The organism is Pantoea sp. JZ29 (assembly GCF_035190385.1).
GTDB classification, from domain to species: Bacteria; Pseudomonadota; Gammaproteobacteria; order Enterobacterales; family Enterobacteriaceae; genus Pantoea; species Pantoea stewartii.
The window spans coordinates 405,075-430,756 of the sequence record NZ_CP045241.1 but is presented as its reverse complement, the minus strand read 5'-3'; the positions used below and the strand labels follow the sequence as shown (position 1 = coordinate 430,756).

Annotated in this window: 28 protein-coding genes; 9 read left to right on the top strand and 19 right to left on the bottom strand. The window is 54.4% G+C overall.

Translation table 11 applies throughout. The features are described 5' to 3' along the window. The first annotated feature begins 57 nt into the window (after window positions 1-57). Window positions 58-276, top strand: a complete 219-nt coding sequence (locus GC090_RS01980; protein ID WP_006120569.1) for a protein SlyX — start codon at window positions 58-60, stop codon at window positions 274-276. Between the two features lie 118 nt (window positions 277-394). Here GC090_RS01980 and slyD read toward each other — a convergent pair whose 3' ends face one another. The 4 genes from slyD to kefG form a co-directional block, all read right to left on the bottom strand. Continuing rightward, entirely contained in the window at window positions 395-937 is a 543-nt protein-coding gene (gene slyD / locus GC090_RS01975; RefSeq protein ID WP_054686935.1) for a peptidylprolyl isomerase, read from the bottom strand. 196 nt (window positions 938-1,133) lie between these two features. Next, complete coding sequence (locus tag GC090_RS01970) at window positions 1,134-1,328, bottom strand: YheV family putative zinc ribbon protein (RefSeq protein ID WP_006120567.1); 195 nt, start codon at window positions 1,326-1,328, stop codon at window positions 1,134-1,136. A 23-nt stretch (window positions 1,329-1,351) separates the two neighbouring features. After that, window positions 1,352-3,157, bottom strand: a complete 1,806-nt coding sequence (gene kefB / locus GC090_RS01965) for a glutathione-regulated potassium-efflux system protein KefB (RefSeq protein WP_006120566.1) — start codon at window positions 3,155-3,157, stop codon at window positions 1,352-1,354. Beyond that, window positions 3,158-3,709: a glutathione-regulated potassium-efflux system ancillary protein KefG gene (gene kefG / locus GC090_RS01960; RefSeq protein ID WP_006120565.1), complete on the bottom strand. Its 552-nt coding sequence runs from the start codon at window positions 3,707-3,709 to the stop codon at window positions 3,158-3,160. Between the two features lie 111 nt (window positions 3,710-3,820). Here kefG and GC090_RS01955 point away from each other — a divergent pair, with 111 nt between their 5' ends. Next, window positions 3,821-5,725, top strand: a complete 1,905-nt coding sequence (locus GC090_RS01955) for an ABC transporter ATP-binding protein (RefSeq protein WP_058701411.1) — start codon at window positions 3,821-3,823, stop codon at window positions 5,723-5,725. Window positions 5,726-5,778: 53 nt separating this feature from the next. Here GC090_RS01955 and tauD read toward each other — a convergent pair whose 3' ends face one another. The 4 genes from tauD to tauA are packed head-to-tail and all read right to left on the bottom strand — an operon-like array spanning window position 5,779 to window position 9,197. Next, the gene (gene tauD / locus GC090_RS01950) at window positions 5,779-6,618 is read right to left on the bottom strand and encodes a taurine dioxygenase (protein ID WP_205952370.1); all 840 of its coding nucleotides are present in this window, start codon (window positions 6,616-6,618) and stop codon (window positions 5,779-5,781) included. Next, window positions 6,615-7,445, bottom strand: coding sequence for a taurine ABC transporter permease TauC (gene tauC, locus GC090_RS01945; protein ID WP_006120562.1), 831 nt, complete (start codon window positions 7,443-7,445; stop codon window positions 6,615-6,617). The genes tauD and tauC overlap by 4 nt, the downstream gene beginning before the upstream one ends. Further along, on the bottom strand, window positions 7,442-8,209 hold the full coding sequence (gene tauB / locus GC090_RS01940; RefSeq protein ID WP_324020765.1) for a taurine ABC transporter ATP-binding subunit: 768 nt from the start codon (window positions 8,207-8,209) through the stop codon (window positions 7,442-7,444). The genes tauC and tauB overlap by 4 nt, the downstream gene beginning before the upstream one ends. 10 nt (window positions 8,210-8,219) lie before the next feature. Beyond that, complete coding sequence (tauA, locus tag GC090_RS01935) at window positions 8,220-9,197, bottom strand: taurine ABC transporter substrate-binding protein (RefSeq protein ID WP_033741547.1); 978 nt, start codon at window positions 9,195-9,197, stop codon at window positions 8,220-8,222. Between the two features lie 235 nt (window positions 9,198-9,432). Between tauA and GC090_RS01930 the strand changes: the two genes are divergently transcribed. Beyond that, window positions 9,433-10,413, top strand: coding sequence for a LacI family DNA-binding transcriptional regulator (locus tag GC090_RS01930; RefSeq protein ID WP_006120559.1), 981 nt, complete (start codon window positions 9,433-9,435; stop codon window positions 10,411-10,413). A 2-nt stretch (window positions 10,414-10,415) separates the two neighbouring features. On the opposite strand, the gene GC090_RS01925 is transcribed toward GC090_RS01930, so the two are convergent. Further along, window positions 10,416-11,018 (bottom strand): LysE family translocator, encoded by a 603-nt coding sequence (locus GC090_RS01925; RefSeq protein ID WP_033741549.1) that lies wholly within the window; start codon window positions 11,016-11,018, stop codon window positions 10,416-10,418. Window positions 11,019-11,070: 52 nt separating this feature from the next. Between GC090_RS01925 and GC090_RS01920 the strand changes: the two genes are divergently transcribed. The 3 genes from GC090_RS01920 to GC090_RS01910 all read left to right on the top strand — a co-directional run bounded on the left by GC090_RS01920 (window position 11,071) and on the right by GC090_RS01910 (window position 13,241). Next, entirely contained in the window at window positions 11,071-12,087 is a 1,017-nt protein-coding gene (locus GC090_RS01920) for a hydrolase (RefSeq protein ID WP_006120557.1), read from the top strand. Between the two features lie 4 nt (window positions 12,088-12,091). Next, window positions 12,092-12,310 (top strand): YheU family protein, encoded by a 219-nt coding sequence (locus GC090_RS01915; protein ID WP_006120556.1) that lies wholly within the window; start codon window positions 12,092-12,094, stop codon window positions 12,308-12,310. A 61-nt stretch (window positions 12,311-12,371) separates the two neighbouring features. After that, window positions 12,372-13,241: a phosphoribulokinase gene (locus GC090_RS01910; protein WP_033741552.1), complete on the top strand. Its 870-nt coding sequence runs from the start codon at window positions 12,372-12,374 to the stop codon at window positions 13,239-13,241. Between the two features lie 29 nt (window positions 13,242-13,270). Here GC090_RS01910 and GC090_RS01905 read toward each other — a convergent pair whose 3' ends face one another. Continuing rightward, entirely contained in the window at window positions 13,271-13,675 is a 405-nt protein-coding gene (locus GC090_RS01905) for an OsmC family protein (RefSeq protein WP_033741554.1), read from the bottom strand. 302 nt (window positions 13,676-13,977) lie between these two features. Here GC090_RS01905 and crp point away from each other — a divergent pair, with 302 nt between their 5' ends. Both crp and GC090_RS01895 read left to right on the top strand, forming a co-directional pair. After that, window positions 13,978-14,610, top strand: a complete 633-nt coding sequence (gene crp, locus GC090_RS01900) for a cAMP-activated global transcriptional regulator CRP (protein ID WP_000242758.1) — start codon at window positions 13,978-13,980, stop codon at window positions 14,608-14,610. A gap of 58 nt (window positions 14,611-14,668) precedes the next feature. Next, a complete protein-coding gene (locus GC090_RS01895; RefSeq protein WP_033741557.1) occupies window positions 14,669-16,744 on the top strand; it encodes a YccS/YhfK family putative transporter in 2,076 nt (691 codons plus the stop codon). Between the two features lies 1 nt (window position 16,745). On the opposite strand, the gene argD is transcribed toward GC090_RS01895, so the two are convergent. From argD to ppiA, 5 genes are all read right to left on the bottom strand, one after another. After that, window positions 16,746-17,966, bottom strand: coding sequence for a bifunctional acetylornithine/succinyldiaminopimelate transaminase (gene argD / locus GC090_RS01890; protein WP_033741559.1), 1,221 nt, complete (start codon window positions 17,964-17,966; stop codon window positions 16,746-16,748). Between the two features lie 88 nt (window positions 17,967-18,054). Next, window positions 18,055-18,630: an aminodeoxychorismate synthase component II gene (locus GC090_RS01885; protein ID WP_006122311.1), complete on the bottom strand. Its 576-nt coding sequence runs from the start codon at window positions 18,628-18,630 to the stop codon at window positions 18,055-18,057. 161 nt (window positions 18,631-18,791) lie between these two features. Further along, window positions 18,792-19,391: a putative adenosine monophosphate-protein transferase Fic gene (locus GC090_RS01880; RefSeq protein ID WP_006120990.1), complete on the bottom strand. Its 600-nt coding sequence runs from the start codon at window positions 19,389-19,391 to the stop codon at window positions 18,792-18,794. Next, complete coding sequence (locus GC090_RS01875; RefSeq protein ID WP_006120991.1) at window positions 19,381-19,551, bottom strand: FicA/YhfG family antitoxin; 171 nt, start codon at window positions 19,549-19,551, stop codon at window positions 19,381-19,383. The genes GC090_RS01880 and GC090_RS01875 overlap by 11 nt, the downstream gene beginning before the upstream one ends. 78 nt (window positions 19,552-19,629) lie before the next feature. Next, window positions 19,630-20,202, bottom strand: a complete 573-nt coding sequence (ppiA, locus tag GC090_RS01870) for a peptidylprolyl isomerase A (protein ID WP_033741562.1) — start codon at window positions 20,200-20,202, stop codon at window positions 19,630-19,632. A gap of 259 nt (window positions 20,203-20,461) precedes the next feature. Between ppiA and tsgA the strand changes: the two genes are divergently transcribed. Continuing rightward, window positions 20,462-21,640 carry an MFS transporter TsgA gene (gene tsgA, locus GC090_RS01865; RefSeq protein ID WP_006120993.1) on the top strand — a complete coding sequence of 393 codons (1,179 nt, stop codon included), beginning with the start codon at window positions 20,462-20,464 and terminating at the stop codon, window positions 21,638-21,640. A gap of 36 nt (window positions 21,641-21,676) precedes the next feature. On the opposite strand, the gene GC090_RS01860 is transcribed toward tsgA, so the two are convergent. The 4 genes from GC090_RS01860 to rpe form a co-directional block, all read right to left on the bottom strand. Beyond that, complete coding sequence (locus tag GC090_RS01860; RefSeq protein WP_324020763.1) at window positions 21,677-22,960, bottom strand: cytosine deaminase; 1,284 nt, start codon at window positions 22,958-22,960, stop codon at window positions 21,677-21,679. A gap of 353 nt (window positions 22,961-23,313) precedes the next feature. Then, window positions 23,314-24,318 carry a tryptophan--tRNA ligase gene (trpS, locus tag GC090_RS01855; RefSeq protein ID WP_006120995.1) on the bottom strand — a complete coding sequence of 335 codons (1,005 nt, stop codon included), beginning with the start codon at window positions 24,316-24,318 and terminating at the stop codon, window positions 23,314-23,316. Window positions 24,319-24,335: 17 nt separating this feature from the next. After that, on the bottom strand, window positions 24,336-25,013 hold the full coding sequence (locus GC090_RS01850) for a phosphoglycolate phosphatase (protein WP_006120996.1): 678 nt from the start codon (window positions 25,011-25,013) through the stop codon (window positions 24,336-24,338). After that, window positions 24,997-25,680, bottom strand: coding sequence for a ribulose-phosphate 3-epimerase (gene rpe / locus GC090_RS01845; protein WP_006120997.1), 684 nt, complete (start codon window positions 25,678-25,680; stop codon window positions 24,997-24,999). The genes GC090_RS01850 and rpe overlap by 17 nt, the downstream gene beginning before the upstream one ends. Between the last annotated feature and the right edge of the window lie 2 nt (window positions 25,681-25,682).

Here is a 25,682-nt window from a genome sequence, read left to right as displayed (position 1 = left end):
TGCAACGCCAGCCTTTAGAATCATGCGCTGAGTAGCCCCTTAACAGGAGAAAAGATCATGCAACAGTCAGAGTGGGAACAACGTATTGAAGCGCTTGAAAGCAAGCTGGCCTTTCAGGAGATCACTATCGATCAACTGAACAATACCGTCGTTCAGCATGAACTTGAAATGAGTAAGATGCGCGAACATATGCGCCTGTTACTTGAGAAGTTTAAAGCCAGCGCGCCGTCGATGATTGCCGATGCTTCAGAAGAAACCCCGCCGCCGCATTACTGATCCATCCGTGACAGGTCAGGCTGACTGTCGGCAGGCCCGCTCTGCCGAGGCCTGCTGACAATAAAATGCCACAAAAAGTAAGGCCACCCGAAGGTGGCCCTGCACTACCGCGTCGGACTTAGTGGCTGCAGCCACAACCGCCCGTTCCGCAACCACCTTTACCGTGGTCATGGTCATGGTCGTGATGATGACCATCTGCACCGTGAACATGGCCGTGTGCCAGCTCTTCCGGTGTGGCTTCACGAATCGCAACCACCTCAACGTTAAAGTTCAGGTTCTGACCCGCCAGCATGTGGTTACCGTCAACCACAACATGGTCGTCTTCCACTTCGGTGATTTCAACCGGCACCGGACCCTGATCGGTTTCCGCCAGGAAACGCATGCCAACCTGTAATTCGTCAACGCCCATAAAGACGTCTTTTGGTACGCGCTGTACCAGGTTGTCATCGTACTGACCGTACGCGTCATTTGCCGGGATATGCACGTCAAACTTATCGCCCGCGACGTGGTTTTCCAGCGCATTTTCCAGACCAGAAATCAGGGAACCATGACCGTGCAGATAGTCTAACGGTGCACTCACCGGTGACTCGTCAACCAACACACCGTCTTCTGTACGTACCTGATAGGCCAGGCTTACCACCAGGTCTTTTGCTACTTTCATGATATCTCCTAACCGTTGAGAACTAAGATCCCGTCTCATTGGTCTATTCTTGCGTGCAATAACACCAACCAGAAAGGTTCGGGGCTGAGTACAAGAGGCACTCTTTTTCTCTTGCGACTTCAGCGTTAATGGCGTCAATTGTAACGGAATTCAATCCCGCTGTGTGCTTAAGCTTAAAAAAAGCTGGGCCATTTCGCTACTCGGGATGGAAAATTCCGATCACTTGCTCGTTACTGCGAACCTGATCGCGTGCCTGTTTATCGGCTTCCCGCATTTGATGGCCGCACTTCACACACTCGACGACATCGACATTGTTTTCACGCCACATGGCCAGCGTGTCTTTTTCCTGACAATGCGGACATACCGCACCAGCAATAAAGCGTTTACGCATGCTGTTCTACCTGTGTCTTTTGATTACTGATCGTCATCCCAGTCATGGAACTGACGTCGTTCATGCTGCATTTCACGCTGAAAAATGTCTTCCAGTTCACGTCGCGCCTCGCGGACACGGGAAATCTGCGCCATATCAGAGTGGACAGGCATCAGCTCCCGCAACATGCGCATATCCAGCCGGCGGAAGTGTTGCTGTGCCCGATGAGCCTGATGAGGATGCATTCCCAGCGACATAAGCGTTTTACGCCCCAGTTCCAGCGCACTGGAAAAAGTTTCGCGTGAGAACTGCGTCACGCCCGCCTGCAGCAGTTCGTGGGCTTCCACACGACCACGGGCACGCGCCATAATCTGCAAATGCGGAAAATGTTGCTGGCAGAGATGCACAATCGTCATCGCATCTTCCGGATTGCTGCAGGTAATGACGATTGACTGCGCATCAGCCGCACCCGCCGCTCGCAGCAGTTCCAGCTCCGTTGCATCACCATAGTAAACCTTGTAGCCGTACTTGCGCATCAGGTTGACCGCACTAATATCACGCTCCAGTACGGTGATGCGCTTATTGTTTGCCATCAGCAAACGGCCCACTACCTGACCAAAACGTCCGAAGCCCACCACAATGACCTGCGGCTGATCGTCCTCAACGAAGGGTTTTTCAGTGTCTTCATCGCTTTCATTAAAGCGACGCGCCAACAGCCGATCAATTGCCTGCATAAGCAGCGGCGTGGTCATCATGGACAGCGTCACGGTAACCAGCAGCAGCGGCAGTTGGTCGCCCGAAAACAGTCTGGCTGACGAGGCCGCCGAGAACAGTACAAAAGCAAACTCGCCGCCCTGACTCAACACGCCGGCAAACTGCTGACGTTCAGAGCTGCGTAAGCCATAGATTCGAGCCAGCACATACAGCACCAGTAACTTGACCGACACCAGCGTCAGTACGCCCAGTAAAATGGCGATAATGTGGGTATAAAGCACCCCGAGGTTCAGCGCCATGCCCACCGAGATAAAAAACAGCCCCAGCAGTAAGCCTTTGAACGGCTCGATCGCCACTTCCAGCTCATGACGGTATTCACTTTCCGCCAGCAGAATCCCGGCGATAAAGGTGCCTAACGCCATGGATAACCCCAGCGCATCCATAAACAACGCGGAGCCCAATACCAGCAGCAGCGAGGCGGCGGTAAACACTTCACGCACGCCTGAGGCCGCGATGTAGCGAAAAATGGGGCGCAGTAAATAGCGGCCCCCGACGAGCATGCCGGCAAACGCCAGGACCTTCATGCCCACTTTCATCCAGTCGACGCTGCCGCTGTCATTCCCGGCCAGAAGCGGAATCAGTGCCAACGCCGGAATAACAGCCAGATCCTGAAACAACAGCACCGAAAACCCTAGCTGGCCCGCTTCGCTGCGGTTCATGCCCTTGTCCCGCATCAGCTGCAAGGCCATCGCTGTTGATGACATGGCCAGACCGATCCCGCCGATTACCGCCGCGCGCCAGTCAAAGTTTGTCAGCCACAGCAATGCGCCAAGAATGGCGGCGGAGAAAATCACCTGCGCGGCACCGATACCAAAGATAGAACGGCGCAGCGCCCACAACTTTGCCGGGTTCAGTTCCAACCCGATGATAAACATCAGAAAGACAACGCCCAGTTCAGAAAAGTGCAGAATCTCGTCGACGTCACTAATAAATCCCAGTCCCCACGGACCAATGGCAATACCGGCCAGTAAGTACCCCAGTACTGCGCCAATCCCCAGGCGAGCCGCTACCGGTACAATCAGCACCGCCGCAAAGAGATAGATGACTCCTGCGGTCAGCAGCGTTTGTCCTTCCATTTATAACCCTCCATTCGGCAGCGGTGCTGCCAGCCAGTCGCTATAGGCACGGGCATATTTTTTGAGTAAATCAGGTTGCTGACGGCGCGCCCAGTAAATAATCATCGGCGACATCCAGTGCATACGGCACATCTGTGCGGTCAGCTCAAAAGGTCGCAAAATGTCATTCATGGAATAGCGGTTCAGTCCGTGCTGCTGAAAGGCCGTTTCAGGTTCGCCGGTTGTGACGATACTGCGCCAGTACTTTCCTTCTAATGCGTTTCCGTCTATGCCGTTAGCAAAACCCCGGGACAACACGCGATCTAACCACTCTTTAAGTAACGCCGGGCAGCTGTAGGTATAGAGAGGATGTTGAAAAATAATCACATCATGCTCACGCAGTAGCTGTTGCTCATGGTGGATATCGATAAAAAAATCCGGATAGGCGGCGTAGAGGTCATGAACGGTAACATGCTCAAGGGGCCTGGCCGCGTCCAGCAAAATACGATTTGCGATGGAATCCTGCGCTTCCGGATGAGCAAAAAGCAGCAAAATCTTAGGTGGCTGCGACATCCTTTCCCTCCAAAGCGTCGTCATTGGTGCGGATTTCCGCTACCATGCACAACGCAACAAAAACCCAATTATGTTGCACGTAAATTAACATATTCTGACGATACGGCGCTTATGATTGTCTTTTCTGCCCTACAAATTCGCCGCGGTGTTCGCGTCCTGCTCGACAACGCTACCGCCACCATCAATCCCGGCCAAAAAGTCGGGCTGGTGGGTAAAAACGGCTGTGGAAAATCCACCCTGCTGTCGTTGCTGAAAGGTGAGATCACCAGCGATGCGGGATCGTTTACCTTTCCCGGTAACTGGTCGCTTGCCTGGGTGAATCAGGAAACGCCTGCCCTCAGCCAGGCCGCCCTTGACTATGTCATCGATGGCGACCGTGAATACCGCCATCTTGAAGCAGAACTGGCAGAGGCCAACATCAGAAATGACGGAAATGCCATCGCCCTGATTCACGGTAAGCTCGATACCATTCAGGCCTGGACGATTCAGTCGCGCGCCTCAAGCCTGCTGCACGGGCTCGGATTCAGTCAGGAACAGCTTCAGCGCCCGGTCAGTGATTTTTCGGGGGGCTGGCGCATGCGTCTTAACCTGGCCCAGGCACTGCTGTGTCGATCGGACCTGTTGTTACTCGATGAACCGACGAACCACCTCGATCTGGACGCCGTGATCTGGCTGGAACGCTGGCTAAAAAGCTATGAGGGCACGCTGATTCTGATCTCGCACGATCGCGATTTTCTCGATCCGGTGGTGGACAAAATTATCCACATCGAACAGCAGACGATGACCGAGTACACCGGTAACTACAGTTCCTTCGAACGCCAGCGCGGCGCGAAACTGGCCCAGCAGCAGGCGTTATACCAGAGTCAGCAGGAAAAAGTGGCGCACCTGCAAAAATATATCGATCGTTTCCGTGCACAGGCCACCAAAGCCAAACAGGCGCAAAGCCGTATTAAGATGCTGGAACGGATGGAGCTGATTGCGCCAGCCCATGTGGATAATCCGTTTAGCTTCAGCTTCCGCGCACCCGAAAGCCTGCCGAATCCGCTGCTGAAAATGGATAAAGTCACCGCGGGCTATGGCGATCGCATTATTCTGAACGCCATTAAACTTAACCTGGTGCCGGGATCGCGCATTGGCCTGCTGGGTCGCAACGGTGCCGGCAAGTCAACGCTGATTAAGCTGCTGGCGGGCGAACTCGCCGCCAAAGCGGGCGAAATTGGCCTGGCGAAAGGGATCAAGCTGGGTTACTTCGCTCAGCATCAGCTGGAGTTCCTGCGCGCCGATGAGTCGCCTTTACAACATCTTTCACGGCTTGCGCCGAAAGTGCTCGAGCAGCAGTTACGGGATTATCTGGGCGGCTTTGGCTTTCAGGGCGATAAAGTCACAGAGGTAACCGAACGCTTCTCTGGCGGCGAAAAAGCGCGGCTGGTGCTGGCGCTGATTGTCTGGCAGCGCCCCAACCTGCTGTTACTGGATGAACCCACCAACCACCTCGATTTGGACATGCGTCAGGCATTAACCGAGGCGTTGATTGATTTTGAAGGCGCACTGGTTGTCGTATCGCACGATCGCCATCTGTTACGTGCCACCACCGATGACCTCTATCTGGTGCATGATGGCAGCGTTGATGTGTTCCCGGGCGATCTGGAAGATTATCAGCAGTGGCTGAGCGACCTGCAAAAACAGCAAACGCAAAATGAGGCCGCGCCTAAACAGGACAATGGTAACAGTGCTCAGGCCCGTAAGGATCAAAAGCGTCGTGAAGCCGAGCTGCGAACGCAGACCCAGCCCTTGCGCAAAGAAATCGAGAAGTTAGAAAAACAGATGGCGAAGTGGCAAGCCCAACTGGCCGACGCCGAACACCTGCTGGCAGACAGCGCGCTGTACGAACACAGCCGCAAGGCTGATTTAACGGCTGCCCTGCAAAAACAGGCTGAAAGTAAATCGGCGCTGGAAGAGGTGGAAATGGCCTGGCTGGACGCGCAGGAAAAACTGGAAGCGATGCTCGCCTCCTGACAGAGGCGGCATCACCTTTCGTCACAACCGTACCGGTGTACTCGCGGTACGGTTCAGTAAGGCTTATCGCCTAATACCGTGGCGCGCTGCATCACTCTTCGGGCCGGATAGTAATCGGCATTGGCGTAGTGCTGAGTGACGCGATTGTCCCAAATCGCCAGGTCATTAGGCTGCCAGCGCCAGCGCACCTGAAACTCCGGTTTCGTGCTATGCGCAAACAAAAAGCCCAGTAATGCATCGCTCTCTTTCTGACTCAGCGTCAGAATTCGGGTTGTAAAACCCTCATTGACGAACAACGCTTTTTTCCCACTAACCGGATGCGTCCGGATAACAGGATGCTGCACAGGTGGGTTTTTCGCCGCAGCCTGCTGCCAGCGCTGGTGTTCCTCTTCTGTCTTACGGTGTTTATATTCCGGAAACGACTTTGTAAAATCGTGCTCCGCATAGAGTTCAGACAGCAAGGTTTTGAAGGGAGCAGACAGCGCCTCATACGCCGCAATACCGCTGGTCCATAACGTATCGCCACCCGCCTCCGGCAACACTTTGGACGCCAGCAGCGCCACAGCCGGAGGCGTCTGGATGAACGTCACATCGGTGTGCCAGTTATCATTATCCGGAGGATTATCCTGATGCGTATCCAGGACAATGATCTCTTCCACGCCCGGCGCATGCGGATAAACCGGATGGATATGAAGATCGCCAAAGCGAATGGCCAGCGCACGATGCTGCTCGGGCGTGATCGCCTGGTCACGTAAAAACAGTACCTGATGACGCAGCAGGGCGTGATAGAGCTGCTCAAACTGCGCGTCACTGAGTGGACGCGAGACATCAAGGTTGCCGACCTGCGCGCCGATAAAGGGGCCCAGAGGCGTAATCGCTAACTTTTCGTTCATTTTTGCTCTCCGTTCCAGGGCGTCAGACGGCGCTGTAGCGCACGCAGACCCAGTTCTAAACTACATGCCACAATGGCAATCACCGCGATCCCTGCCAGCACCACATCCGTTGCCAGAAATTCCCCTGCCGACTGCACCATAAAGCCCAGCCCACGCGTGGCAGCAATGAGCTCGGCGGCCACCAGCGTTGACCAGCCCACACCTAATCCAATGCGTAAGCCGGTCAGTATTTCTGGCAAGGCACCCGGCAGGATGACCCAGCGCAGCCGTTGCCAGCGATTCGCCCCCAGCGATGCCGCGGCGCGCAGACGAACCTGCTGTGCGTTGCGAACACCGGCCACAGTCGACAGCACTATCGGGGCGAAAATCGCCAGCGTGATCAGCAGTATTTTCGATGTTTCACCAATACCGAACCAAATGACCATCAACGGTAAATACGCCAGCGGCGGCACGGGCCGATAGAGCTCAATCAGGGGATCGATCAGGGCACGTAAAACCGGGCTGACGCCCATCGCAATGCCCACCGGAATGCCTGTTAATGCCGCCGCGCTGAGCGCAATCAGCATGCGCGTCAGGCTGGCTGACAGGTGCTGCCACAACGTCGCGTCCATAAACCCCTGCGGACCGGCAACGCTCAGTAACTTACTCAGCACCTGCTGCGGCGACGGCAGAAACAGCGGCGCAATGAGCCCCAGTGTGGTCACGCTCCACCAGATGAACAACAGCACAAGCAGGCTCACTGTGCTCAGCGTGGCCGTCAGGGAGAAAGGCCAGCGCAGGCGACGACGCCGGGCGCGGGTCGGCACATCGTTAATGATCGCACTCATGCAAATGCCTCCCGTTGTGCAAATACCCGGTTCAGCACATATTCCCGTTGGGCGATGAAATCGGGATCAGACTTGATGCTGCGGCAGGGTTCGCCGTCCACAAAACGCTGGCCAAAATTCAGCGTCAGCGTTTCCTGTACCCGACCGGGCCCCGGAGAGAGCAGCACCAGCTCGCTCGCCAGAAAAATGGCTTCTTCAATGTCATGCGTAATCAGCAGGATCTGTTTACCGCTGTCCTGCCACAGCCTTAACAGCAAGGTCTGCATTTGTTCACGGGTAAACGCATCAAGTGCGCCAAACGGTTCATCGAGCAGTAACAGGCGGGGATCGGCAGCCAGCGCGCGGGCGATGCCAACGCGTTGACGCTGTCCGCCAGATAACTGCCAGATATGCCGCTTTTCAGCGCCTTCCAGCCCAACATTTTTTATCATCTGCCGTGCAAGGGCTTCACGCGGCTGGCGCGCCATATCGGCAATCTGTAATCCGAAAGCGACGTTATCCAGCACATTCCGCCAGGGCAGCAGGCCTTCATGCTGAAACACCACGCCGCGATCGGCGCCTGGCCCCTGGATCGCCTTGCCGTCCAGAGAAATACTGCCGGACTCGACCGGTAAAAACCCGGCGATCAGGTTCAGCAACGTGGTTTTGCCACAGCCTGACGGTCCCAGCACAACGACCAGCGCGTTATCCTCCACGCGCAGTGAGATGTCCTGTAATACCGGCTGTCCGCCATAGCTCGCGTTCAGATGGGCTATTCGCAACATGACGATGTCCTCAGGGCTTGACCAGGGGCGCAACAAAACGACTCGTGACAAAGGCGCTGTAATCATTACCGGCCTGCGGCACCTTGCCCTGTTCTTTCAGGAATTGCGCCGTGTCCACGATGGCTTTGTTCACCGGCTGCTGCAGTTGCGCCACCTGCTGGGCGGCGGTCAGATAGGTGTTGCCCTTAACCAGTCCAGGAATTTGTTGCTCGGGCACGCCGCTTAAGCGCGAAAGTTTACTGAGGTTATCAGGCTGTTTAAGCCACTGTTCGGGATGGTCCAGGTAGGCTTTCTGCGCCTCAATAGCGCTACGGGCAAAGGCGGTCACGATATCCGGATGCTGCTGCGCGAAGTCTTTGCGTACCACCCAGACATCAAGTGTCGGTGCGCCCCAGCGCCCGACCTGCGACGAATCCGTTAAAACGGTGCCATCTTTCTCCAGTTCATTCACCGCAGGTGCCCAAACGTAAGCACCGTCAATGTCCCCGCGTTGCCAGGCCGCCACAATCGCAGGCGGTTGCAGATTGACCAGTTGAACCTGAGACGGCTTAATCCCCCAGTGTTTTAATGCCGCTAACAAGCTGTAATGGGTGGTCGAAATAAAGGGCACGGCGATCCGCTTGCCGATCAGGTCCTGGGGACGGGTGATTGTTTTCTTCACGACCAGCGCTTCAGAATTGCCTAACTGAGAAGCCAGTAAAAAGGCTTCGATGGGGAGTTGCTGCGTTGCCGCAACGGCCAGTGGGCTGGAACCAATATTGCCAATCTGGACATCGCCTGATGCCAGCGCACGAAGCACGCCTGATCCGCTATCGAATTTGCGCCATTCGACCGTCGCACCGCTCTCTTTGGCAAACGTATTATCCGCCTGCGCCACCTTAGCGGGTTCAGCGGAGGTCTGATAAGCCACCGTTACGTTGACCGCGTTGGCCTGAAACGCCAGCACTGACAGGACCGCCGCCAGAATCGTGAGTCGCCCTTTCTGCATGATTTTTCCTCATCATTTTTATGATGTGGGCAGTGTTGCTGGCAGAAGTAATTTCATAAAGGAATTAAAAGTTATCCCTAATAGAAAGAAATTCTTAGATCATCATCTGCAATAGATTGCCGTTATACGCAAATTAAATTTCAGACAAAAAGCCATAAATTTGTCAGGCGCTCACATCCTGGTTGTGCTATTGATATGCGCTATTATTTGCTCCCCGGTGAGGCTTGCGAGTTCGATGTCGATCGACAAAGTTGCCCTGTTAGCTGGCGTGTCTAAAGCCACGGTATCCCGCGTGCTTAACGCGCATCCTGGGGTAAAAGCAGATACGCGACAGAAAGTGCTGGATGCCATTGCCACAAGCGGCTATCAGCCAAACCTGCTGGCGCGTCAGTTGCGAACCTCGCAAAGTCATATGCTGCTGGTCCTGATCTCCGATATCACGAACCCTTTTTGCTCCCGAGTTGTTCAGGGCATCGAAGCTGAAGCAGAAATGCACGGCTACCATATTCTGCTGTGCAATTCGGCCTCACAGTTTAAACGTGAGTCGGCCTACCTGACCTTACTGACCGGCAAGGTGGTGGACGGCGTGATTACGATGGATGCCGCCGCCGGGCTGCAAAGCCTGATCGATATTATCGGTGATGCGCCCTGGATTCAGTGTTGTGAGTTTGATCCCGAGATTGCGGCCTCGTCCGTCTCCATCGATCATCTGGACGCCGCACGTGATACCGTCCATTATCTGGCCGGCCGGGGCCGTAAGCGCATTGCACTGGTGAATGGCGATATGCGTTATCTCTATTCTCAATATCGCGAACAAGGCTATCGAGAAGGCGTTGCGCAATCGGGGTCAGACTGGACGAATGTCGTCTATACCGAAGGCATTACCTGCGAAGAAGGCAGTCGGGCATTGCAGGAATTGTTGCGTTTAGCGGAGCCGCCGGATGCGGTATTTGCCGTGTCTGATGTGCTGGCGGTTGGCGTGGTGCATGCAGCGCTGGAGGCGGGCCTGCGTGTCCCGGAAGACCTTGCCGTCGTGGGGTTTGACGGCATTCCCTTTACCAGCAGCCTGAATCCACCGTTAACCACCATTGAACAGCCCATGTATCAACTGGGTGCGCGCAGCGTGCAGCTGTTGCTGAAAAAAATTCGCCAGCCGCATGCGCCGGTTGTTCGCGAAGTGTTGCCCTGGACGCGCCTGGAGCGCGCATCCAGCTAAGCTCAGTGCCAGATCAGCAATACGCAGGCCGCCGTTAACAGCCCCATGCTCAGGTTAAAGCGTTTCCAGGCGCGGGGACTACGTAAAATACGGCCGATCATCGCACCAAAGCCCATCCAGATAACGCCTGCAACCAGATTGACCATAACCATGCCAAGACTAATTAACAGGACAGAATGGCGATAGCCCGCACCGGCCAGACTAAAACTGGCGACGGCACCCAGCGCCATGAGCCAGGCTTTGGGGTTGATCAGTTGTAATAAGCCTCCCTGCCAGAACGGCATAGGTGCGACAGGCGCCGCATCGGTTTCCAGCTTCTCATAGGCTGCGGTGGCAATCTTCCAGGCCAGCCACAGCAGGTAAAGGCTACCGGCAATTTTCAGGATGAGATGCAGGGAGGGATAAAGCAGTATCAATCCACCCACGCCAAACGCTACCAGCAGCAGCATTAGCTGCATGCCGATCATAATGCCGATCATCAACGGGAGGGTGCGCAAAAAACCAAAATTGGCCCCCGAGGCGGTGAGTAACATATTATTAGGTCCGGGTGTAATCGCCGCGACCCAAAGAAAGCCTAATAATGATAAAAACAGACTGAGTTCCATTAACCCGGGTTCTCCTCCCTTAGTGAAAACTTATCGAAGCTAACAGTGTGATATGGAACAGACAAGCCTTTACAACATGAAATTTTCGGGCCCTGACGACGCGGCGTTCATTCCCCTGCCCGGTCTGGGCAACCCGCACCTGCAAACCATTCTGCCGCGGCTGATACGGCGGACGAAAAGGTTAACGCCACACTGGCAGCGGCTGGATTTACCTGACGGTGACTTTGTTGATTTGGCCTGGAGTGAAGATCCTCAGTTTGCCCGGCATAAACCGCGCGTGGTGCTGTTTCATGGCCTGGAGGGAAGTTTCCACAGTCCCTATATTCATGGCCTGATGCTGCAGTGCAAACAGCGTGGCTGGCTGGCAGTAGTAATGCATTTTCGCGGCTGCAGCGGTGAGCCGAACCGTCTGAACCGGATATACCACTCCGGTGAAACCGAGGATGCGCGTTTTTTCCTGCACTGGCTGACGACGCGCTGGGGCCGGGTGCCCACAACTGCTGTCGGCTTCTCGCTGGGCGGGAATATGCTCGGTTGCCTGTTAGGCCAGCAAGGTGATGAAGCCCTGATTGACGCGGGCGTGATTGTGTCTGCGCCCCTGATGCTGGAACCCTGCAGCGCCCGACTGGAGCGCGGCTTTTCACAGGTTTATCAGCGTTACCTGTTAAGCCAGTTAAAAAAGAATGCCCAGCGTAAACTGCGGGCCTGGCCCGACACGTTGCCGGTGAACCTCATTCAGCTTAACGCCCTGCGCCGTCTGCGGGACTTTGACGACGCGATCACGGCCCGGGCGCATGGTTTTGCCGACGCCACGGATTATTACCGTCGCGCCAGCGCTATGCCGCGACTTAAGTTCGTGACAAAACCGCTGCTCATCATCCATGCAAAAGATGACCCGTTTATGAGCGATGAGGTGATCCCGCAGCCTGCGCAATTATCTGCCACTATTACCTATCAGCTGACACAGCAGGGTGGGCATGTTGGTTTCGTCAGTGGCACCCTGCGTCAGCCTCGGTTGTGGCTGGAGCAGCGCGTGCCACAGTGGATTTCCTCTTATCTGGATAACTGATTCTGTGATTATTCCCTGGGAACAGGTTTCTCCCGAAACCCTTGAAAATCTTATCGAAGCGTTTGTTTTGCGTGAAGGCACGGATTACGGCGAGCAGGAGCTCAGCCTGACGGAAAAAGTCGCCGATGTGCGTCGTCAGCTGGAGCACGGCGAGGTCGTTCTGGTATGGTCGGAACTGCACGAGTCGGTCAACATCATGCGCAAAAGCGAGTTTCGTGGCTGATGCAACGAACGGAAAATCGTGCTAACAATGCTCATCGCCCGACGTCACAGGGACTTCAACTATGTCTGCACGCCATCCGATTATCGCGGTAACGGGCTCCAGCGGTGCGGGAACCACCACCACCAGCCTGGCGTTCCGTAAAATTTTTCAGCAACTCGGTTTGCACGCTGCCGAACTGGAAGGGGACAGTTTTCACCGCTTTACCCGACCCGAAATGGACATGGCTATCCGAAAAGCGCGCGATCTGGGGCGACATATCAGCTACTTTGGCCCGGAGGCGAATGATTTTGGCCTGCTGGAGCAAACGTTCATCGAATACGGCGAACACGGTAAGGGTCAGTCGCGTAAGTATCTGCACACCTATGATGAAGCCGTTCCCTGGAATCAGGTTCCCGGCACCTTCACGCCCTGGCAACCGTTACCACCGGATACGGATGTGCTGTTTTATGAAGGCTTGCACGGCGGCGTGGTGACTGCACAACACAATGTGGCGGAAAAAGTCGATTTGCTGGTCGGCGTCGTGCCCATCGTCAACCTGGAGTGGATTCAGAAACTGGTGCGCGATACCAGCGAGCGTGGCCATTCACGCGAAGCGGTGATGGATTCGGTAGTGCGTTCCATGGAAGATTACATCAATTTCATTACGCCGCAGTTTTCACGAACCCATATTAACTTTCAGCGAGTCCCCACGGTGGATACCTCTAATCCCTTTGCCGCGCGCACCATCCCTTCGCTGGATGAAAGCTTTGTGGTTATCCACTTTCAGGGGCTGGAAGACATTGATTTTCCCTATCTGCTGGCCATGCTGCAGGGATCGTTTATTTCCAATATCAACACGTTGGTGGTACCCGGCGGCAAAATGGGACTGGCGATGGAGTTAATTATGGCGCCGTTAGTAAAACGGCTCATGGAAGGGAAACGGATTGAATAAGCACAGAGGCCAGCCTGGCCTCTGTGAGATTACAGCGCGATCACTTCGTAGCTGTGGGTAATGTTGACGCCTTTGCCTAACATGATGGCGACAGAGCAATATTTTTCCGCTGACAGATCGACAGCGCGTGCCACGGCTTTATCCGAAAGTGCGTTGCCGCTGACGATAAAATGCAGATTGATATGGGTAAAGATGCGGGGGGCTTCTTCCCGACGTTCAGACGATAGTTTCACTTCGCAATCAACCACATCGTTGCGGCCTTTTTGCAAAATTGACACAACGTCAATGGCGCTGCATCCCCCTGCCGCCATCAGCACCATCTCCATAGGGCTCGGCGCTTTGTCGCCAGAATTGCCATCCATCAGTACCTGATGGCCGGACGATGATTCCCCCAGGAATGTTAACCCTTCAACCCATTTGACGCGTGCCTGCATAATTTTGACCTCAGAATACCCTGTTTTGGCTCAGCGTACGCTTTTGCCTGGGAAACAGCAATCCAGAGAAAACGCCATCTTGCTGAAGCGAGACAACACAAGACAGTCGACGTAAGCTGTGCTACAAACAGAGCTGAAAATATTTTTCGTCATCCGAAGACGAAGCCGGGAAGAATGATGCGCACTGCGCCGAATGCAGCCCGAATAATTTCCTGAATGGAAAGACGCTTAACGCTTACATCGCCTGGCAGGGAAACAGAGCCCTGTATTTTGGGCACGATTACAACAGAGGATAATAGCGAATGGTTCTCGGCAAACCGCAAACAGACCCTACACTTGAATGGTTCCTGTCCCATTGCCATATTCACAAGTATCCATCCAAAAGTACGCTCATTCATCAAGGTGAAAAGGCGGAAACGCTTTACTACATCGTTAAAGGTTCCGTTGCGGTACTGATTAAGGATGAAGAAGGCAAGGAGATGATTCTGTCCTATCTGAATCAGGGCGACTTTATTGGTGAGCTTGGCCTGTTCGAAGAAGGTCAGGAGCGCAGCGCCTGGGTACGTGCGAAAACCGCGTGCGAAGTGGCAGAGATTTCCTACAAAAAATTCCGTCAGCTGATTCAGGTGAATCCGGACATCCTCATGCGCCTCTCCTCGCAAATGGCGCGCCGTCTGCAGGTCACATCGGAAAAAGTGGGCAACCTCGCGTTCCTTGATGTCACCGGTCGCATTGCGCAGACGTTGCTCAACCTGGCGAAACAGCCGGACGCCATGACGCATCCTGACGGCATGCAAATTAAAATTACGCGTCAGGAAATTGGCCAAATCGTGGGATGTTCACGTGAAACCGTGGGACGTATTTTGAAGATGCTGGAAGACCAGAATCTGATCTCCGCACACGGCAAAACAATTGTTGTTTACGGCACGCGCTAAGCTTTATTCTTCACGGCATAATGGCAACGTTATGCCGTGAATTATTTGCGTTGAGCCGATGTGGCGAAGAATAATTTATCACCCTGAAGTTAACTATGCCCTGCGCCAGACACTGGTGTTGTGTCTCCCCGTCGCGCTCGGCTGGCTGTTTGGCGATCTGCAAAAAGGATTGCTGTTCTCATTGGTGCCTGCCTGCTGCAATATTGCCGGTCTGGATACGCCCCACAAACGCTTCTTTAAACGCCTGATTGTCGGCGGCAGCCTGTTTGCCCTGGGTAGCTTACTGATGCAGTGGCTTCTGTTTAAAGACGTGCCCTTACCGCTTATTCTTTTCGCCCTGCCTTTGCTGCTGGGCGTGACAGGTGAAATCAGCCCACTGCACGCACGGTTACTCCCTGCCACACTGATCGCAGCGATATTTACCACCAGCCTGATTGGCCGCATGCCCATTTACGTACCGCCCCTGCTCTACATCGGCGGTACGCTGTGGTATGGCCTGTTTAACTGGTTCTGGTTTTGGCTGTGGAAAGAGCAGCCAATGCGTGAAAGCCTGAGTCTGATTTACCGCGAACTGGCGAACTATTGTGACGCCAAGTACACCTTGCTGACGCAACTTACCGATCCGGAGAAGGCGCTACCACCGTTGCTGGCGCGGCAGCAAAAAGCAATCGACCTCATCAACACCTGTTATCAGCAGATGCATATGCTGTCCGCCAGCCGCGATCACAGTCATAAGCGACTGACCCGCGCTTTTCAGGTCGCACTGGATTTACAGGAGCACATTTCTGTCAGCCTGCATCAGCCAGAAGAAGTGCAAAAACTGGTAGAACAAAGCCATGCTGAGGCCGTGATTCGCTGGAATGCGAAAACCATTTCCGCCCGTTTACGTGAGCTGGCAGACAACATCCTGTACCACCAACTGTCCAGTCGCTTTGATATGGACAAGCAGCTGGGGGCACTGGAAAAAATCGCCCGTCAGCACCCGGACAATCCGGTAGGAAATTTTTGCCTTTATCACTTCAGCCGCATCGCACGGGTACTGCGTACACAAAAGCCCCTTTATCAGCGTGATTTGATGGCGGATCGCCAGCGCCGTTTACCGCTTCTGCCCGCACTCAGAAGCTATCTCTCGCTGCGCTCTTCTGCCCTGCGCACGGCCGGACGTTTTTCTGTGATGCTGATGCTGGGTAGCGGGCTGGCGCTGTTCTTTTCGATTCCCAAACCCTACTGGATTCTGATGACCATCATGTTTGTCAGCCAGAGTAACTACAGCGCCACACGGGTGCGTATTCAGCACCGTGCGCTGGGCACCTTTGCCGGGCTGGTGATTGCGGCAGCCTCGCTGCGGCTGGATGTCCCTGAACCGCTGGTGTTGAGCATCATGCTGGTGATTACCTTTATCAGCTATCGCTTTACCCGCCAGTTTTACGGCTGGTCGATGGTGGGGTTCACGGTCACCGCGGTATATACCCTGCAACTTCTGTCACTTAACGGCGCACAATTCTTACTGCCGCGCCTGCTGGATACCCTGATGGGCTGCCTGATTGCGTTTGGCGGAACGTTATGGCTTTGGCCGCAATGGCAAAGTGCCCTGCTACGACAGAACGCACATGATGTGCTTGAGGCTTTCCAGGACGCGTTACGCATGTTGCTTGGTCCGGAACAGTCTCCCGAGGTACTCGCCTATCAGCGCGTTAACGTTAATCAGGCCCACAATGCAGTCTTTAACTCACTAAATCAGGCGATGCAGGAGCCGGGGTTTAACGCACGCTATTTACAGGATATGCGTTTATGGGTCACGCACAGCCAGTTTATCGTTGAGCACATCAACGCCATGACGATTCTGGCACGCGAACATACCATGCTGCCGCCTACGCTGGCGGAGCACTATCTGCAATGGTGTGAAATTGCGCTGCAGCGTTGCCAGCAGCGGCTTGAATATGACGGCGAAAGTTCGCAAACCGATCTGTTACAGGGGATTGAAGATATCAACGAGGGACCGGTCACAGTACTGGAGCAGCACATCAGGCGCATTCTGGATCATCTTAAGGTGATGCACACGATCTCATCGCTGGCGTGGAACCAGCGACCGCATCATGGTCGCTGGCTGATTCGCAGTCTGGGTCGAAAATAACTCAGGCAGCCAGGACTTTCCCGACCGCTTTGGCAAAGCGCGCCATGCCTTCTTCAATATCGGCGGGTTCAATAATCAGTGAAGGGGCAAAACGCATCACATCCGTACCAGCCACCAGCACCATAACGCCTTCAGCCGCGGCGGCATTGAGGATATCGCGTGATTTTCCGGCATGTTGCGGCTTCAGGGCCGCGCCTACCAGTAAGCCTTTGCCGCGAATATCGCTAAACAGATCGTAACGGGCATCAATCGCCTTGAGTGCCTCGACAAACTGCTGGCGACGGGATTCCACGCCGTTCAGCACGTCTGGCGTATTGATCAGATCCAGCGCGGTTTCAGCAATCGCACAGGCCAGCGGATTGCCACCATAGGTGGTGCCATGCACGCCAGGAGCCATCGTTGACGCCACCTCTTCGGTGGTCAGCATCGCGCTGACAGGAAAACCACCGCCCAGCGCTTTCGCCGAAGTCAGAATGTCTGGCGTGACGCCGTAGTGCTCATAAGCAAACAGCTTACCGCTGCGCCCCATACCGCTCTGAACTTCATCCAGCACCAGCAACGCCTGATGTTTATCGCAGAGCTCACGCAGCCCCTGCATAAATTCTGGCGTGGCCGGCATGACGCCACCTTCACCCTGAATGGGCTCAACGACAATCGCACAGGTGTGGTCGTCGATAACGGCTTTCACTGCCGCCAAATCGTTGAAGGGCACATGCACAATGTCAGCGGGTTTTGGGCCAAAACCGTCGGAATATTTTGGCTGGCCGCCTACCGTGACCGTAAACAGCGTCCGGCCATGAAAGGCATTATGGAAGGCAATAATTTTGCTTTTAAACGGGCTATGACGTTTACAGGCATAATAACGCGCCAGCTTAAACGCGGCCTCGTTGGCTTCTGCGCCGGAGTTGGCAAAAAACACTCTGTCCGCGAAGGTGGCGTTAATCAGTTTGCTGGCCAGGCGCAAAGCCGGTTCATTGGTGAACACATTGCTGGTGTGCCACAGGGTTTCGCCCTGTTTCTTCAGGGTTTCAATCAGCGCCGGGTGACAATGGCCCAGCGCGGTAACGGCAATCCCACCCGAGAAGTCGATATACTCTTTACCCTGCTGATCCCACACCCGGCTTCCTTTGCCTTTTACCGGTACAAACTGCGCAGGTGCATAAACAGGCAAAATAACCTGATCGAACGTTTCCCGTGTTACCGCAATGTTTTCCGCTGCCATTGACAACCTCGCAAACTGATGAGTTGATTCATGATGAAATAATAATCATGAAATATGCATAAAAAATCACTTAAAGGCAAACACAACTTTACTGTTGCAGGAAATTAGCGAGCAGTTGATGCCCCTGTTCGCTGAGGATACTTTCAGGATGAAACTGCACGCCTTCCAGTGCCAGCGTTTTATGGCGGATGCCCATAATTTCGTCGGGCTGACCGTCACGTAAACTCCATGCGGTGACGTCAAATTCATCAGGCAGCGTATCGGCTTTCACAATCAGCGAGTGATAACGCGTTACGGTCAGCGGTTGATTCAGACCGCGAAATACACCACAGCCGTTATGCTGAACAGCAGACGTCTTACCGTGCATGACTTCGCGCGCACGCACAACCTGCGCACCGAACACCTGGGCGATGGCCTGATGCCCCAGACAAACGCCCAGCACCGGCAGGCGACCGGCGAAGTGGCGAATGGCCTGTAATGAGATCCCGCTCTGATCGGGCGTACAGGGGCCGGGTGAAATCACCAGGTGGGTTAACGGCAACGCCGTCATTTCATCCAGAGTGATGGCATCATTTCTTACCACCTGAACGTTCGCGCCCAGTTGGCAAAAATACTGGTACAGGTTCCAGGTGAAAGAATCGTAATTATCAATAAGCAGCAGCATGGTTATGATTTCAGGCAGATCAGAAGGATACGTACAAGGCCCGGCATCCGGAATGAGGACCAGAGCCGTATCTTATCATGCGGTGTGACGTGAGTGTGATGTGAGGAAAACAGACTACCACGCGCAGGGAGACGCGCTCGCCTCCCTGGCGGGAACGGGGTTCAGACAGGATGCGCTTCGCTGACGATGCTGGCAAAGACGTCTTCCAACGGTTGTAAATCCCCTGCCGCACCGGCCTGACTGGCGCTGACCCACTCTTCCGGATTCAGTTTTTCCCATTCCAGCAGGTAACCTGCATGCAGGGCCAGTTGCTCAAAGAAAATACGCTGCGCCCGGCCATTACCTTCGCGAAAAGGATGAAGCATATTGATTTCGCAATAATACCAGGCGACGCGTTTCGCAAACTCAGCTAAAGGCAGATCGGCCAGGCCGTTCTCTTCTTCTAGCGCGGCCATGAGTGCATTACCCTCTTTTTCGATATATTCGAAGTGACAAAAAGGGGTTTCGTCGCGCCAGATGTCCAGCGTGCGGAGTTCGCCAGCCCAACTGTAGACATCCTGAAACAGCGTACGGTGAATGTGACACAGATAAGGCAGGCCGATTTTGGGTGGGCCCAGTTCAAGTGTGGCAAGCCGGGCGGCGCTAAAGCTCAGTTCCGCTTTACGTAACTGTGCCTCATCATGAATATCGAGACGGTTTTTGAGGACCGTGTCGTTTTGCCACAGGTAGGGATCCTGCGTGACGGCAGTATTAGCAGCCATATTGCCTCCTTAATGAGGCCAGACGGGCTTCCGCCTCTTCACCCTTAACCTCCGGTTCCGTCAGGGTAAAGCCTTCAAGCCGACAGCTTGCCCGATAGCTGGCATTCCGCCGCTGTCGCCAGAGCGCTGCCTTCTGTTTGTCTGTAAGTGTATTTGCCATACCGCCTCCTGCTCAGGTTTGCCCTAAGTATAAGAGCAAATTTTCCCTTTGCCGGAAACGGGATGGCAATCAAGACAATCAGGGCAGGACTTTTGCCGACAAAATGACCACCGGCTTGACGGGAACATTCTGGTAAGGCCCGACATCTTTGGTTGGCACCTGAGAGATTTTGTCCACGACGTCCTGGCCCTTCACGATCTTACCAAAGACGGCGTAGCCAAAATCGCGCTGACCATGATCCAGAAAGGCGTTGTCAGCGACGTTCAGAAAGAACTGGCTGGTGGCGCTGTCTTTGTCGGAGGTGCGCGCCATGGAGATGGTGCCGCGCAGGTTGCGCAGACCATTATCCGCTTCATTTTTGATCGGCGCATTGGTTTGTTTTTGCTGCATTTCATTGGTAAAGCCACCGCCCTGAATCATAAAACCCGGGATAACGCGGTGAAAAATCGTGTTGTTGTAAAAACCACTGTTAACGTAATCAACGAAGTTTTTAACGGAGATCGGTGCTTTTTGATTATTCAGTTCGAGTTCGATGTTACCGGCAGAAGTGGTCAGCAGGACATGCGTATCACCTTTGGCCGCTAAAGCTGAGGCAGAAACAGAAGAGAGCGCTAACAGGGCAACTGCCGCTGTCAAAGTACGTTTAAACATGAGTAATTCCTTACTTTGGAGAGCTAGCTCAAAAACGATATTGATTGTAAAGAGCATGTAATACAAGAGCCAGCGTTTTACCTATATTTACGCTAAACGCACCCAAAAACGCCTGAAAAAGATTGCTTCCGCTTCGTGACTAAAATCACAGTATTGATGAAATGAATGACAACAGTTTTCACTCTTAGTTTATTAAGATCACGGTTCCGTTTACAATTTCTGCCGCTTCAACGCTCCCGCTTCCCAACAGGTTCAGAACATGACAAATCGTAATCGTATCGGCCTTACCTGGATTAGCTTTCTTTCCTATGCGCTCACCGGTGCCCTGGTGATTGTCACCGGTATGGTAATGGGTGATATCGCGAAAGATTTCCAGATTCCCATCGACAGTATGGGTAACACCTTCACTTTCCTGAACAGTGGCATCCTGGCTGCCGTTTTCCTTAATGCCTGGTTGATGGTCATTGTGCCGCTCAAGCGCCAGTTGATTTTTGGCTTTGTGCTGATGGTATTAGCCGTTATCGGACTGATGACCAGCCGGGATCTGTCGGTATTTTCGCTGTGCATGTTCGTACTGGGCGTCGTCAGTGGTATCACCATGTCGATTGGGACGTTCCTGATTACCCACATGTACGAAGGCCGCCAACGGGGTTCACGCCTGCTGTTCACGGACTCCTTCTTTAGTATGGCTGGCACCATTTTCCCGATTCTGGCCGGCATTTTACTGGCACGTCATCTGCCGTGGTACTGGGTTTACGTCTGCATTGGCGTCATTTACGTCGGTATTTTTATCATGACGTTATTCGTGGAGTTTCCGGTTCTGCGTAAGCCAGAGAACAGCCCAACGGTTGAAAAAGAAAAATGGGGACTGGGCGTACTGTTACTGGCGATTGCCGCCTTATGCTACATTCTTGGCCAGCTCGGCTTTATTTCCTGGGTGCCTGAATATGCCACCAAAGTGATGGGCATGAATATTGATGATGCCGGTCAACTGGTAGGAAGCTTCTGGACCGCTTATATGGTCGGCATGTGGGTATTCAGCTTCCTGCTGCGCTTCTTCGATCTGCAACGTATTCTGATGGTACTGGCAGGACTGGCCACGGTGCTGATGTACTGGTTCGTAAGCAGCCAGGATGCAAGCATGTTGCGGTGGATTATTCTGACGCTGGGCTTCAGCTCAAGCGCGATCTATACCACCATCATTACGCTCGGCTCTCTACAAACCAAAGTCGCGTCTCCCAAGCTGGTTAACTTTATTCTGACCTGTGGCACCGTGGGTACCATGCTGACCTTCGTCGTTACGTCACCCATTGTGAAAAACAGCGGCGTGCACAGCGCGCTGCTAACGGCAAATGGCCTGTACGCCGTGGTGTTTATCATGTGTGCGTTGCTGGGCCTGGTGACCAAACACCGCTCGCACGGTCATATCACGCATTAATCCTCTCAGGGCGGCGGCAACGCGCCGCCCTTTGCTTCAACGCCTGAAGGTCACCGCTTCCCAAGTGTCCAGACAGATTTTGCTCTCTGCGGGCTGCGTCGCCGCGATGACCTGTCCACGCCGAAGCGAATAACGCACCGGCACCTGCCGCCTGACCGCATCAAAACCGTTTTCTGCGGGCAGAATGATAAAACTGGCGTCATGACCGCGCTGAATACCGTACTCTGCTAAATTCAGCGTGTTGGCACTGTTGCGTGTAATCAGATCGAGCCCGGCATTAATTTGCTCGTACCCCATCAGCTGACACACATGTAATCCCATATGCAGCACCTGAAGCATATTGCCTGTACCCAGCGGATACCAGGGATCGAACACGTCGTCATGGCCAAAACAGACGTTAATCTCCGCCTCCAGCAGCTCTTTCACCCGGGTAATGCCGCGGCGTTTGGGATAGCTGTCAAAGCGACCCTGTAGGTGAATATTCACCAGGGGATTGGCAACAAAGTTGATGCCGGAGAGCTTCAGTAAGCGAAACAGACGAGAAGTATAAGCCCCGTTATACGAGTGCATCGCTGTGGTATGGCTTGCCGTGACGCGCGCACCCATCCCGTCACGGTGTGCCAGCGCGGCAACGGTTTCGACGAAGCGTGACTGCTCATCGTCAATTTCGTCACAGTGCACGTCCACCAGCCTGTCGTAACGGTTGGCCAGCGCGAACGCTTTATGCAGGGATTCCACGCCGTACTCCCGCGTGAACTCAAAATGGGGAATCGCGCCGACGACATCCGCGCCGAGTCGCAGCGCTTCTTCGAGTAGCGCTTCGCCATTAGGGTAAGACAGAATGCCTTCCTGCGGGAACGCCACGATTTGAATCGTGATCCAGGGTGCCATCTCCGCTTTCAGTTCCAGCATAGCCTTGAGGGCGGTTAACGTCGGATCGGACACATCCACATGCGTGCGCACAAACTGTATGCCATTCGCGATCTGCCATTTCAGCGTTTGCATCGCGCGCCGTTTTACATCCTCATGACTTAATAAGGCTTTCCGCTCTGCCCAGCGCTCAATACCTTCAAACAGCGTGCCGGACTGATTCCAGGCCGGTTCACCCGCCGTTTGGGTGGTATCCAGGTGAATATGAGGCTCAATAAAAGGCGCGTACGCCAGGCCGCCTTCCGCATCCAGTGCTGCGCCCTCGGCTGACAGCTGCTGAGGCTGCGCCGTGATGCGGGCGATTTTTCCTTCCACGATCTCTATCTGCCACAGCCCTTCCCGGGTGGGCAAACGCAGATTGTTTATCCAGCGAAGTGGTGCTGTTGTCATTCCGGGCTCCTCATGCGTTAAGCGCTGCGAAGTAAAGCTAACACGATCTCTCTGCCCTGCTCCAGATGACTTTATTCGTTATTTAAATCACTTAGCGCGTACGAGGCCGAACCGGTGCCCTGCCTCTGCGGACAGGTCAGGCGCGGGAGCAAAAGGTCGGGGACGAATAAGATGACATGATTACCGAAAGCGAAACGCAAGAAGGGTTGGCACACGTTCCGCTCCGTTTGCGCGTGGTACCTGGCCGTCATTTTCCTTTGTCGGCAGCGTGGTCAGCCTGCGCCGCCCATTACGCTGGGGGGAAAATCAAAACGGCGAGCCTTCGCTCGCCGTTTGACTTACAACGTTACCGATCAGGGTTGAGAAACAAATCCGACCGCTTCATAGACTTTTTTCAGGGTTTCCTGCGCCTGGGCACGGGCTTTCTGTGCACCGTCACGCATCACCTTTTCCAGCAACGCTTCGTCGTTGCGGAAGCGATGATAACGTTCCTGCAGGTCTGTCAGCATGCCCGATACGGCTTCTGCGACCGCGCCTTTCAGGTGCCCGTACATTTTGCCTTCGAACGCCTGCTCCAGCGTGGTCACCGGCGTACCGGTTACGCCTGACAGGATGTCCAGCAGATTCGAGACGCCCGCTTTCTCTTTAATGTCATAGCGGATAACCGGCGGCTCTTCAGAGTCGGTCATCGCACGCTTAATCTTTTTAACCACCGATTTGGGATCTTCAAGCAGGCCGATCACATTGTTGCGGTTATCATCCGACTTAGACATCTTTTTCGTCGGTTCCAGCAGCGACATCACGCGTGCGCCTGATTTTGGAATGAATGGCTCCGGCACCTTGAAGATATCGCCATACAACGCATTAAACCGGCTCGCAATATCACGGCTCAGCTCAAGATGCTGTTTCTGATCTTCACCCACCGGTACCTGCGCGGTCTGGTAAAGCAGAATGTCGGCAGCCATCAGCACCGGATAACTGAACAAACCCGCGTTGATGTTTTCTTCATAGCGTGAGGATTTGTCTTTGAACTGGGTCATGCGGCTCAGCTCACCGAAATAGGTGTAGCAGTTCAGAATCCAGCTGAGCTGCGTGTGCTCCGGCACATGCGACTGAACAAAGATGGTGCTCTTCTCGGGATCGATGCCGCAGGCCAGATAGAGCGCCAGCGTATCTAAGGTGGCTTTACGCAGTGCAACCGGATCCTGGCGCACGGTGATGGCGTGCAGATCGACGATACAGTAAATGCAGTGGAAATCGTCCTGCATCTGCACCCACTGACGCAGCGCACCCATATAGTTGCCAATGGTCAGTTCGCCGGACGGCTGTGCGCCGCTGAAAACGATGGGTTTGCTCATGCTTATGTCCTGATAAATTACAGCCCGATAGCGGGCAAAAGTTCGTCAAAAGAGTCAAGGGTCAGATCGGGCTGGCTGCTGGCAATGGGTTCACCATAGTTATAGCCAAACGTCATGCCGACATTGGGTACGCCGGCAGACTGCGCGGCCAGAATATCATTGCGTGAATCCCCGACAAACAGCAGTTGTGAGGGCAGCAGCCCCCATTTACCCAACACCAGAAAAATCGCGGCAGGATGCGGTTTTTTAACCACCACATCATCGCCACCAATGATCAACGAAAACGCCTGGTCGATTCCCAGCGATTGCAGCAGCGGCGCGACAAACGGCGTCGGCTTATTGGTCACAATCGCCATCGGCATGCCTGTGGCCTGTAACCGTGTCAGCGTCTCTTTGACCTGAGGAAACAGGGTACTGCCCGCCTCCACCGTGCTGGCATAATGTTTGTCAAACAGCACACGCGCATCACGCTGCTCGTCCGGGTGTGGCTCGCGCCCGAGTGCCCAGGTCAGCGCACGGCACATCATAACGTCGGCACCATTCCCAATCCACGTTGATACGCGCGCCACGCCAGCAGCAGGCAACGCCAGGTCTGCCAGCGTCAAATCGATCGCATCCGCCAGCCCCGGCGCGCTGTCGACCAGCGTACCATCCAGGTCAAAGGCCAGCCCACGAATATCAGTGAAATGAGCCATTCGCTTTCTCCAGCTCGTTCCGCATGTCGTCGATCACTTTCTTGTAATCCGGATGGCCAAAGATGGCCGAACCGGCAACGAACATATCTGCACCCGCTGCCGCGATTTGCGCAATGTTATCAATCTTCACACCACCGTCGACTTCAAGGCGAATGCTGTAGCCGCTCTGATCAATCCGCTTGCGCGCTTCACGAAGCTTGTCGAGCGTGCCGGGGATAAATGACTGACCACCAAAGCCGGGGTTCACCGACATCAGCAAAATGATGTCCAGTTTATCCATCACATAGTCGAGGTAGCTGAGCGGAGTGGCAGGATTAAAGACCAGGCCTGCTTTGCAACCGTGCTCTTTGATTAACTGCAGCGTGCGGTCAACGTGCTCGCTCGCTTCGGGGTGGAACGTGATGTAGGTCGCGCCAGCCTTGGCAAACTCGGGGATTAACGCGTCCACTGGCTTCACCATGAGATGCACATCGATCGGGGCTGTGATGCCATAGTCACGCAGCGCTTTCAACACCATCGGTCCCATTGTCAGATTCGGCACGTAGTGGTTGTCCATTACGTCGAAGTGAACCACGTCGCCTCCGGCCGCCAGTGCCTTCGCGGTGTCTTCACCCAGGCGAGCAAAGTCTGCCGAAAGGATGGAAGGGGCCAGCAAATATTGTTTCATCC